The organism is Nitrospira sp. (assembly GCA_005116745.1).
In the GTDB taxonomy this organism is placed as follows: Bacteria; Nitrospirota; Nitrospiria; order Nitrospirales; family Nitrospiraceae; genus Nitrospira_D.
In genome coordinates, this window is the sequence record SWDS01000006.1 from 72,618 (window position 1) to 82,834 (window position 10,217).

Annotated in this window: 13 protein-coding genes and 3 pseudogenes; 13 read left to right on the plus strand and 3 right to left on the minus strand. The window is 55.8% G+C overall.

Annotated features, from left to right (window positions below):
• The first annotated feature begins 5 nt into the window (after positions 1-5).
• The 5 genes from E8D52_05885 (at position 6) to E8D52_05905 (ending at position 4,883) form a co-directional block, all read left to right on the plus strand.
• Positions 6-1,322 carry a Ni/Fe hydrogenase subunit alpha gene (locus E8D52_05885; GenBank protein TKB68542.1) on the plus strand — a complete coding sequence of 439 codons (1,317 nt, stop codon included), beginning with the start codon at positions 6-8 and terminating at the stop codon, positions 1,320-1,322.
• Positions 1,319-1,801, plus strand: a complete 483-nt coding sequence (locus tag E8D52_05890) for a hydrogenase maturation protease (GenBank protein TKB68543.1) — start codon at positions 1,319-1,321, stop codon at positions 1,799-1,801. The genes E8D52_05885 and E8D52_05890 overlap by 4 nt, the downstream gene beginning before the upstream one ends.
• Complete coding sequence (locus E8D52_05895; protein ID TKB68544.1) at positions 1,794-2,147, plus strand: hydrogenase maturation nickel metallochaperone HypA; 354 nt, start codon at positions 1,794-1,796, stop codon at positions 2,145-2,147. The genes E8D52_05890 and E8D52_05895 overlap by 8 nt, the downstream gene beginning before the upstream one ends.
• Positions 2,144-4,519 (plus strand): carbamoyltransferase HypF, encoded by a 2,376-nt coding sequence (gene hypF / locus E8D52_05900; protein ID TKB68545.1) that lies wholly within the window; start codon positions 2,144-2,146, stop codon positions 4,517-4,519. The genes E8D52_05895 and hypF overlap by 4 nt, the downstream gene beginning before the upstream one ends.
• Before the next feature lie 103 nt (positions 4,520-4,622).
• Positions 4,623-4,883 (plus strand): HypC/HybG/HupF family hydrogenase formation chaperone, encoded by a 261-nt coding sequence (locus E8D52_05905; protein TKB68546.1) that lies wholly within the window; start codon positions 4,623-4,625, stop codon positions 4,881-4,883.
• 18 nt (positions 4,884-4,901) lie between these two features.
• On the opposite strand, the pseudogene E8D52_05910 reads toward E8D52_05905, so the two are convergent.
• Positions 4,902-5,177 (minus strand): annotated as a pseudogene (locus E8D52_05910) (type II toxin-antitoxin system YoeB family toxin).
• 120 nt (positions 5,178-5,297) lie between these two features.
• On the opposite strand from E8D52_05910, the gene E8D52_05915 reads away from it, so the two are divergent.
• The 4 genes from E8D52_05915 to E8D52_05930 all read left to right on the plus strand — a co-directional run bounded on the left by E8D52_05915 (position 5,298) and on the right by E8D52_05930 (position 7,274).
• Positions 5,298-5,771, plus strand: a complete 474-nt coding sequence (locus E8D52_05915; protein TKB68547.1) for a nuclease — start codon at positions 5,298-5,300, stop codon at positions 5,769-5,771.
• Between the two features lie 47 nt (positions 5,772-5,818).
• Positions 5,819-6,232 (plus strand): hypothetical protein, encoded by a 414-nt coding sequence (locus E8D52_05920; protein ID TKB69416.1) that lies wholly within the window; start codon positions 5,819-5,821, stop codon positions 6,230-6,232.
• 56 nt (positions 6,233-6,288) lie between these two features.
• Positions 6,289-6,606, plus strand: coding sequence for a DUF3303 domain-containing protein (locus E8D52_05925; protein ID TKB68548.1), 318 nt, complete (start codon positions 6,289-6,291; stop codon positions 6,604-6,606).
• A 254-nt stretch (positions 6,607-6,860) separates the two neighbouring features.
• A complete protein-coding gene (locus E8D52_05930; GenBank protein ID TKB68549.1) occupies positions 6,861-7,274 on the plus strand; it encodes a DUF1398 domain-containing protein in 414 nt (137 codons plus the stop codon).
• 164 nt (positions 7,275-7,438) lie between these two features.
• Here the strand turns inward: E8D52_05930 and E8D52_05935 are convergent, their stop codons facing one another.
• Together E8D52_05935 and E8D52_05940 are read right to left on the minus strand one after the other, a co-directional pair.
• Complete coding sequence (locus tag E8D52_05935; GenBank protein ID TKB68550.1) at positions 7,439-7,693, minus strand: Txe/YoeB family addiction module toxin; 255 nt, start codon at positions 7,691-7,693, stop codon at positions 7,439-7,441.
• Positions 7,690-7,941, minus strand: a complete 252-nt coding sequence (locus E8D52_05940) for a type II toxin-antitoxin system prevent-host-death family antitoxin (GenBank protein ID TKB68551.1) — start codon at positions 7,939-7,941, stop codon at positions 7,690-7,692. The genes E8D52_05935 and E8D52_05940 overlap by 4 nt, the downstream gene beginning before the upstream one ends.
• Before the next feature lie 368 nt (positions 7,942-8,309).
• On the opposite strand from E8D52_05940, the pseudogene E8D52_05945 reads away from it, so the two are divergent.
• The 4 genes and pseudogenes from E8D52_05945 to E8D52_05960 all read left to right on the plus strand — a co-directional run bounded on the left by E8D52_05945 (position 8,310) and on the right by E8D52_05960 (position 9,902).
• Positions 8,310-8,567: pseudogene (locus E8D52_05945) on the plus strand (DUF4160 domain-containing protein).
• The gene (locus E8D52_05950) at positions 8,564-8,821 is read left to right on the plus strand and encodes a DUF2442 domain-containing protein (protein TKB68552.1); all 258 of its coding nucleotides are present in this window, start codon (positions 8,564-8,566) and stop codon (positions 8,819-8,821) included. Before E8D52_05945 ends, E8D52_05950 begins: the two are co-directional and overlap by 4 nt.
• Before the next feature lie 31 nt (positions 8,822-8,852).
• A pseudogene (locus tag E8D52_05955) lies at positions 8,853-8,960 on the plus strand (addiction module antidote protein, HigA family).
• Positions 8,961-9,557: 597 nt separating this feature from the next.
• Positions 9,558-9,902 carry a hypothetical protein gene (locus E8D52_05960; protein ID TKB68553.1) on the plus strand — a complete coding sequence of 115 codons (345 nt, stop codon included), beginning with the start codon at positions 9,558-9,560 and terminating at the stop codon, positions 9,900-9,902.
• Positions 9,903-10,217 lie beyond the last annotated feature (315 nt).

Here is a 10,217-nt window from a genome sequence, read left to right on the forward strand (position 1 = left end):
AGAGGGTGACGGGCAAACAAGAGCCGAAGAACACGAGGACGATTGCCGTCGACCTGGTGGCGCGCGTTGAAGGCGAAGGCGCCCTTCGCGTCACTGTGAAAGATGGAACGGTCCAGGGTGTGGAGCTCAAGATCTTTGAGCCGCCGAGGTTTTTTGAGGCATTCTTGCAAGGGCGGCATTACAGCGAAGTGCCGGACATTGTTGCGCGGATCTGCGGCATTTGCCCGGTGGCGTATCAGATGAGCGCAGTCCATGCGATCGAGCAGATTTTTGGCCTGCGTGTCGAAGGGGCGTTGCGAGACCTGCGGCGGCTCATCTATTGCGGCGAGTGGATCGAAAGCCATGCGCTGCATGTGTACATGCTCCAGGCGCCGGATTTTCTCGGGTATGACAGCGGCATTGCGATGGCGAAGGATCATCCGGCTGTGGTGACACGAGGCTTGCGGCTCAAGAAGGCCGGCAATGCGATCATGACATTGTTGGGCGGCCGTTCCGTGCATCCGGTCTCCGTGAAGGTGGGTGGTTTCTCGCGGGTGCCCCGGCGCAGCGAGCTGGAGGGATTGAAAAATGAACTTCTGTGGGCGCGCGATGCAGCAATCGAGACCGTGCGCTGGGTCGCAGATTTCGACTATCCCGATTTTAAGCTCGACTACACATATGTCGCGCTTCGTCACCCTGATGAGTATCCCTTCAATGAAGGTCAGGTTGCTGTATCCAGTGGACTGCAAATTTCGGCAAACGAGTTCGAGCAACATTTCACCGAATACCAGGTCGCCTATTCCACCGCGCTTCACTGTGCCCTACAAGGTTCGCCCTATCTGGTCGGCCCACTGGCTCGTCTGAACCTGAATCAGGAGCATGTGACGCCGTTGGCCAAGCAGGTCTTAACCAACTGTACGATTGCGTTGCCCTTTCGGAATCCGTTCCATGGGATCATTGCACGCTCGGTCGAAATCCTCTACGCGTTGGAAGAATCACTGCGCCTCATCGAGCGGTACGAACCTCCACCTGTGCCGGCGCTCCCGGTCGTCGTTCGACCAGGCACCGGGATGGCTTGTACGGAAGCGCCACGGGGAATTCTCTACCATCGATACCAGGTGGATGGCGACGGTGTGATCCGTGAAGCCAAGATCGTTCCACCGACCTCCCAGAACCAATCTCGTATCGAACAGGATCTGCGTCTATTCATGCCACGCCTCTTACATCTTCCTGATAAGGAGGTGGCGCTGGCTTGCGAACGGGTCATCCGTTGCTACGATCCCTGCATTTCCTGCGCGACGCATTTTCTGAATCTGGAGATCACACGGGAAGGGGCTGCGTGAAGAAGGACAGTCCTCATTCATCCGCTATTCGGATCATCGGTCTTGGTAACGGCATGCGAGGAGACGACGCGGTCGGACTCATGGCGGCCCGCCGGATCCGACAAGAACTCGGTGACAGAGTCGAGGTGATCGAAGCGGAGATGGCGGGCGTTGACCTTATCGACCTGATGAAAGGTGCGTCCGTCGCGATCCTGATCGATGCAGTGCGCAGTGGGAAGGCTCCTGGCAGCGTCCATCGACTCGATGCGTCGGTGAGCCCGATCGGTGGACAAGGCTTTTCTCGCTTCAGCCATGCCATCGGGGTCTCGGAGGCGATCGAGCTGGCCCGAGCAATGGACGTCCTGCCAGCTACCATCATCGTGTACGGAGTTGAGGTAGGGAATACGGAAATCGGCCAACCGTTGTCGCCCCCTATGGGCGAGGCGTTGGATCAAGTCTTGAAACAGATCATCCTGGAATGTGAAGCTTGTCATGCATGAGTTTCATCTCATGACACAAGTCGTGAAGGCTGTGGGAGAGAAGCTGAACGGAACTGGATTCGCCAGATTATCCGCAGTGCGGCTCAAAGTCAGCGCACTGTCTCACTTGCTGACTCATGATCATTCCGCATTGCAGATGGCATTTGAGCTGGCTGCTCGTGGCACGAAGGCCGAAGGTGCAGCATTGGAAATCATCCCTGTCCCAGGAGAGGCTTGGTGTCCCCGCTGTGCTCGAGACACAATGGTCACGGAATCAGAGCATGTCTGTCCGGTTTGCGGAGATGCGGTGATCGCGAGACCCACCGAATCGGAAGTCGTGCTTCACGAATTGGTAGTCCAGGAATGAGTGACGCTTTTGCTCAGCGCGTGCGGGTCGAGGTGGAGGGAACGGTGCAAGGTGTGGGTTTCCGCCCGTTCGTCTATCGGCTGGCACGTGAGTTGGGGCTGACCGGGTGGGTTCAGAACACAAGAAACGATGTGCTGATCGAAGTAGAAGGGAACTTACCGGTCGTCGAAGAATTTCTCCAGCGATTGCGCACCGACGCCCCGTCCTCAGCTTCCGTCGAGACCGTGAGCACGACGGTCGTTCCAGTACTCGACGCCGCCGGCTTTTCGATTAACCAGAGCGCGGAATCCGGCCAACGAGTCCTCGTCATTTCTCCGGATCTTGCGACTTGCGCCGACTGTCAGCGTGAGCTCGCCGACCCACACGACCGTCACTTCCGGTATCCATTCCTCACCTGCACACAATGCGGCCCACGCTATAGCCTGCTCACAGCGATCCCGTACGAACGGTCCAATACGACCATGGCAAGCTTCGATCTCTGCCCGGCCTGCCGTACTGAATATTCCACGGAATCAGATCGGCGCTTTCATGCGGAACCGATCGCCTGTCCCACTTGTGGTCCACACCTAAGTTTGTGGGATGAGAAGGGGCATAAAATTTCGGGCCCTGAGGATGCCTTGCAGCAGGCTCACGTCATGCTCGATCAAGGACTTATTGTCGCGGTGAAAGGACTGGGTGGGTTTCAGCTTTGGGTCGATGCGAAATCAGAGGAGGCTGTCCGACGATTACGGGATCGGAAACGAAGGCCAGAGAAACCCTTCGCCGTACTGTTCCCGTCCGTTGATGCGATCAGAGACGATTGCCTGTTGTCGTCAGACGAGGAAGCGCTCCTCTGCTCGCCGCAAGCGCCGATTGTCTTGGCCCACAAGCGCAGAGACGCAGGCTTAGCCGATGCCGTGGCACCGGGCAATCCCTATTTGGGTGTGATGTTGCCGGCAACGCCCCTGCACCATCTCTTGCTGGCGTCGCTCCAGCGGCCCATGGTGGCTACAAGCGGCAATCGATCCGAAGAACCGATTGTGACCGATGAGCGAGAGGCGCTGGTTCGTCTCAAAGGCATTGCTAACGCGCTGCTCGTGCATGATCGGCCGATCGCGAGGCCGGTCGATGATTCGGTGGTATTGGTGGTTCCTGGAAAAGTTCTGTCGGTGGATGGGGAACAAAAGGAAAAACCAAGAGCCGATGTGATGATCCTTCGGCGCGCGCGAGGCTATGTCCCTCTAGCCATCCGCTGGGGTGATGTTCTGGCAAGTGGAGTCCAGGGTCCGATCCTTGCCCTGGGCGGCCACCTGAAGAACACCGTCGCTCTTCTGACAGGCAATCGTGTTGTGCTCAGCCAACATCTTGGCGATCTTTCCACCTTCGAAGCTGACAGGACCTTCCGGCAGGCGGTCGAGGATCTCCAACGGTTGCTTGATGTCACACCACGGGCCATCGCCTGCGATCTCCACCCGGACTATCGCTCGACCAGTTTCGGGCGAGAACTGGCCGCGACCTTGTCCGTCCCGTTAATCCCAGTACAGCATCACCATGCTCACGTGGCCTCTTGCATGGCGGAACACCAACTTGATGGCGAGGTGCTTGGCATTGCCTGGGATGGGGCCGGCTATGGAGGGGACGGCCAGGTGTGGGGAGGAGAATTCTTGATCGCAAGTTACCGGCAGTTCACTCGGTTTGCGTCCCTCAAACCCTTTCGGTTGTTGGGTGGAGAAGCGGCCATGAAGGAGCCGGGCCGATCCGCCGCTGCTGTCCTGTGGGAGCTGATGGGAAAGAGGATGCTGGTGCACGATGTACCTTCTTGGAATGTGTCGCACAATCAGCGTGAGAAGTTCGCAGGCGTACTAAAGTCCGACATCGCGTCACCTTGGACGACGAGCATGGGGCGGCTGTTCGACGCCGTGGCATCGCTCACCGGCTTGTGTCATCAGGCGTCCTTCGAAGGGCAGGCGGCCATGTGCGTTCAGTTTGCTGCAGAGCAAGCAGTGGAGGCTGGTGGAGTCATGGTCGAAGGATATCCGATGGATCTGGTGCCCAGTCACAGTTCCGATACACAGTGGATGATTGACTGGTGTCCAATGGTGAGTGCCATGTTGGATGATCTTCGCAGAGGGATTAGTCCTGAACTGATTGCCGGGCGATTTCATATGGGCCTTGCCGAGGCGACCGTGCGTGTTGCTCAAGCGGCTGGCCTCCCTCGCGTTGCCCTGACTGGCGGCTGTTTTCAAAATAGGCTGCTCTTGTCGCTGGCCAGGCGACAATTAGAGGAGGCGGGGTTCACGGTTTATAGCCATGCACTGGTTCCACCCAATGATGGGGGATTATCTTTGGGCCAGGCGGTGGTAGCGGCGCACAGCGTATCGCGTGAAGTGTGAACCGTTTCTAATTCCGGGTTTCATGTTACACGTTATGGAGATGGGTACCAGAAACCATGAAACATGGAACTCGTAACTTGAAACTTGAAGAGTAGGAGAGTCAATGTGTCTCGCAGTCCCGGGCCGAGTTCTGAACATCGAAGATGACCAGCTTCGTATGGCGACGGTGTCGTTCGGTGGCGTTACGAAGTCCGTCTCTTTGGCTCTGGTACCGGAAGCTGGAGTCGGGGACTATGTCATCGTCCATGTCGGTTTTGCCATCAGCAGACTGGATGAGGAAGCAGCGCGACGAACGTTGGAGACGTACGCGGAGCTGGCGGCTTTAGGCATCGCCAGATGCGGCCGATGGTCAAGCGCCAAATAGCGTGTTAAGCGGTGGGAATCAGTAGCGGAATCGAAGTTGCACAATTTCCAGTGCATCATTTACCACGCGATAGACCATGCAATGTTCATTTGTACTACGCCGCGACTAAAACCCCGAGAGCGCATGCGCCACCAAGGTATCCAACCCATCGTCCCAATCGACGTTACGTGATAAGGCTGTGCAGCGTGTGTGGTGTGATCCGGACAGAAATCGGAAGGGTTGTCCCACTTCTTGCACCTTCAACAGTGGCCCTCCTACAATACGGCTCGCTTTTGTTTCAGGCTGTTCAACCATGTCCTTTGCTCTCGGCCGCCACGATCGGTTTCCGGTCTTCATCCCCGTTAGATACGGGCGTGGGACCGAGACTGGCTACGGAAGCATCACGAACCTGTCTCCATTGGGGTGGCACATCTCATGACGCTACGAGTTCTTCCCCTGGCGCTGCTTTTTCTTTTGATCTCAGCCGAAGCATTTCCCTTCGGCGGCGAAGTGGTCAGGGTTCTTGAGGGGGGCACGATCGAAGTGGTGCGCCTCGGGAAGACGCAACGTATCCATTTGCATGGTCTCGACTGTCCTGAGAAGGACCAACCCTATGGTGACGACGTGAAGGAAGCAATCTCGGCCCTCGTCTTTGCCATGGAAGTCACGATCGAGCCCTATGGGAAGGACAAGTACGGGCGAATCATGGCCGATGTGCTGCTTGCGGACGGAACCAACGTGAATCATGCCTTGGTGAAGGAGGGCCGATGCTGGTGGTCTCGGAAGTCCGCACCGGATAACGCTGAACTGGAACGGCTTGAGTTGGAAGCACGGGAGGCGAAGAAGGGACTGTGGGAAGACCCTGAACCGATTCCCCCATGGGAGTTCCGAAAGACCCAGCGAAAATAATCCTTCGGCGCACGGAACAACTGAGCCACCCTTTTGCCGGGACTGGAATGTCGAAATCCACCACCACCTACTGGAACCCGTTGGCTCCCGATCAACGAACCCGCTGGACTCCCATCAAAGCTCTGGAGGGGATGGCCGAGGAAATCACACTGAGTATCGATCCAGATACGGGCGAATACACCAGGCTGACTCGCTTCTTACCTGGCGCCGATACATCAGCGTTCGGGGGAAAGACCCATGCCTACCCGGAGGAGGTCTTCATTGTTAGCGGGCGGCTGTACGACCAAGCCTTCAATCGGTGGCTTGAAGCGGGAGAGTACGCAAGCCGCCCTCCCGGAGAACATCACGGTCCGTTTAAGACGGATGTCGGATGTGTGGTGCTCGAGGTATCTTTCCCTAACCGGGTGGCGGCGGAAAGCGCACCTAATGGGGAGGAATGCGGGCCGGCCCAAACAAGCTGATTGCCCCTCTGAAATTGCACTCTGCCCCCTATTGGGCTTAAACGAGGAGGAAAGTTATGGATGATAACGACGGGATGTTGTTTGTAGCTCATTGGACGCACACGCCTGAGAATTGCCCTGGAAGAAGTAAAGAGGGAGCCACGATGCTCAATGAGTTCTGGGCCAAGCGGGACCTCGCCGCCAAGAAAGGGGTGAAGATCCTGAGTGCCTATGTGGCGGTGACGGAACATACGTACTACATCACCGTTCAAGCCAAGAGTTATCAGTCTCTCTTGGAATTTTTCGAACCGTTGGCGCCAACCCAAATCGGCGCAATTCATCCGGTTACGACGATGGATGAATGGACGAAGCACATTGATCCGAAGAGAACCTGATGCGTGGCTCTTCAAGACGGACATAAATCTGGTAGCGCGGCGCGACAAGCTCACGCACGAGGCAGCCGTCAGGTTGGTTGCGTAGTCATATACCGCAGTACAAGCTCCGGCCGCTCTCATTGCAGTGCCAACGAGTCTGGCATTATGCTCGGACCGCTCGGTGAAATGCTAAATGGATAAATCCCAGCATATCTGGCTCTCATGTGGCCCCATATACAGCGATTGACGTTATACCATCACCCAAGAGGTCCTACATGAACGCAAACGAAATTGCCTTGCTGGCAAAGGCGACGCAGGATGGATCAATGCCCTTTCCTGAAATTGTTGGGAAGCTCATCTCGAACGGCGTCGAGTCGTATCACGTGGACTATGCCACTCGCTCATTCACCTTCTACAGCGCTTCAGGGGCTACGGTTCTAGCGCCCCTCATCTTTGAGGAGCTCCCCTCGATAGCCGAAGAATTTGATGTGGCGGCACTCAAGGCGGCAATTCTGGACAGTCAACAACCGGGGCAAAAGTTTCGGGTTTTCTGCGGGCGTGCCATGCAGGCCGGAGTGCAGGGATATATGGCCTACCTTCGAGGCAAGCGAGTCACCTATTTCGGTCGCCAAGGGGATCAACACACAGAGTGGTTTCCTGGTGCGGAACCGAATGACGCCTCACAATAGGTATGCAGTAAGCGGTGCTGCTTGCTACTCCCGATAAAACTTGATGCAAGACACACATGGTCTGTTATCGACCTGGCGGCGTTAGAATCGCCGGATGGGACCGAGGGTTGAGTACGTAAATGGTTCTTATGCGGATCGGCTTGAACAGTGAGAGACGTCTTGAATCAGTAGTGGAATCGAAGCTGCGCAATTTCTAGCGCATCATTGACCACGCGATACACCATGCGATGTTCGTCCGTAATCCTCCTCGACCAAAACCCCGATAGCGCATGCTTCAATGGTTCTGGCTTGCCGACGCCACCGAAAGGTTCGCGTTGTGTGTCACGGATGAGCTTGTTGATCCGTTCCACCATGCGTTTGTCGTGCTTCTGCCAATACAGGTAGTCTTCCCATGCCTCGTCTGCGAAGACCAATTTCACTTGGCCAGCTTCCGCTCAACGCCCTCGCTCGCGTTCAGTTGCGCAACTGCCGAGAGAAGTCTCTTGGCGTTGGCGGGCGTTCGTAGGAGATAGGCGGTTTCTTCCAGCGCCTTGTAGTCTTCGAGCGACAGCATTACGACGGACTGTTCGCCGTTGCGGGTAATAATCAGGGCTTCGTGGTCATCGCACACCCGGTCCATTGCGCGAGCGAGATTGGCACGAACGGTGGTATAGGTCAGCGTATCCATGGCACCCTCCCGTAATGTACAGGTTACTGTACAGCTGAATGCGTGAAATGTCCAGTATCGCTACAATGCCTAACCCCGTATTCCACCAGGCACTACGTGATAAGGCGTGCGATGTCGCTGTCATGATTGTCTAATGGTGGACCACAAGGGAATGTGATCAGCCTGACCTCGGTGTGTTTCATGAACACGCGTGACAAGTGGTCCCGCAGCCGCATCTCGTTGAAACGCCAACGTTATGGAGGTATGCTCGGAACATTCGATAGTCTGCCAGTCGAGCGGAACACGGCATAGTCAGCTCCTATGCGGATCGGCCTATACAGTGCTAGATGCTATAGACAACAGAGCAAAATAGTATGCCAACGATTTCCATGTTTTACGGCATTCTCATTCGGATGTTCTTTCGAGACATCGAGAAACATCACATGCCACACATCCATGCCGATTACTAAGGCCAAGTGGCAGTGTACTCAATTCCTGACGGAACGCTTTTGGCCGGTGGTCTGCCCCCGAATAAGCACAAACTGGTTATCGCATGGATTGAGATTCATCAAGAAGATTTGCTGGCTGACTGGGACTTGGCGGTCAACGGTAAGACACCTTTTCCAATCAAAGGACTTGATCAATGAGAATTGTGGAACTCCAGGCACAACCGAACTGGGTCCTCTCCATTGTGGCGGATGATGGCCGGGTTGGCCGGTTTGATGTCAGCCCGTATCTACAGTATGAGGCGTTCGAGGCGCTTCGAAACGAAACCGAATTTAAGAAGGTCATCAATGGCGGGTATTTTGTCGAATGGGATTGTGGGGCCGACTTGTCAGCGGACACGATCGAGGCGCGGTGGCAGGTGGTTGGAAAAGTAGCCCGGCAAACAACCGCCTAACAAATCGCTCCAGCCGACTCCGCTCACGCTCCGTTCTCCGGAGAGTTGGCTTGCCATGCAGGACAATCACGATCTCTAGCAAGCCAAGCAGCATGTGAAGCTCGGCAAGGTAGTGAAGGTCCGGCTCACAGCGGCCTAGAAGAAATTGGCAGCTAAGTCGGAAGGTGGTCGCAAGAAGGAACGCGGGACGTCCAGCTGGACCGATTGTCCACCTGAAATTGCACTGCCCCCCATTGCTTTATATGTATGTTAGTTCATGGCTAAAAGTTACTACGAAACGATTCTTGAAAGAGCCCCGGGAGGCTCTAGCAGCTTTGGGCGCACAACCTACGCATATCGGCAGATGGAACCGTTCGCGATTGCACATCGACGACTCGCGGCTGAAGTTCAAGGTGAGCCAGGGGATACATTTCCCCTTACAGAGCAGGAAAATGAAAATTTTATCAAAGCGGTCTGGATTGGCGACCAGATGGACGCGATGCTCCGAGCTGCGATCGTGTTCGGTGACGTTACCAACCTTGTCCTACTACAAGAGGTTCTAGGCATTTCAGGCCGCGAGCCTTTCGTTACGTATCTATCATCTGCCAAGGCACCCACGGCATTGCGACATTGGGCATCAAGGATCGACCGAGATGCTTTCGTAGCGGCACATGCTCTCAGGGTATATCGTAACCAGCTCGTTATGCATTTCACTCAGGTCCGTACTGACTCAGCTGTCTGGAGGACGGGGAGGGTGATGGACCGTCGGTTGGTACCTATCCACTTTGATGGTGCGACGCCTGATGCCCATGCGAAGCTCGAGCAGGTTGCGAAGCGGAATCGGGACCTTCCTCGTGTTACAGAAGTGCGGGAGGTGAAACCAGGCCAACGGAATTTCTGGGAGCTTCTCGAAGCCCTCTTCTATAGTGTCTCTCCGTTGAATGTTGACGGCGACCGAAACTCGGATCGTACCTTTATTGATCGGATTATGGTTCACGGTGGCGTTCGTTCACCTACGATAAGTGAGGTGTTTGAGATTGTCACTAATTTCGCATCCGCCGTGATAGCGCGCGTTGTCGTGAAAGACCTCCCAGCTCTGTAATGGGCGCAACTGGCCGGTTTGCACGTCGATCGAAGGCAGGGCTGTTTCGTTGACAGCCAAAACAACGGGGAAGTAAGTTGCACACCTCAGTGGTACACGAGGTCTCCCAACGATGGCGTGCCTGCCGCGACACAGCCTGCCGCCGTATTCCCATCACGCCATCCAGCGCGGCAATAATTGGCAGCCGAGTCGTCCGACGGTTGATCGAAGAAACGGGGGGTGTCCGAAATGAGCTAACCGCTCCTCCGAAATTACACTCTGACCCGAATGGCGCTTACTTAAGCTTCTTAAGATGGCCATAGTTCCGGATATCCT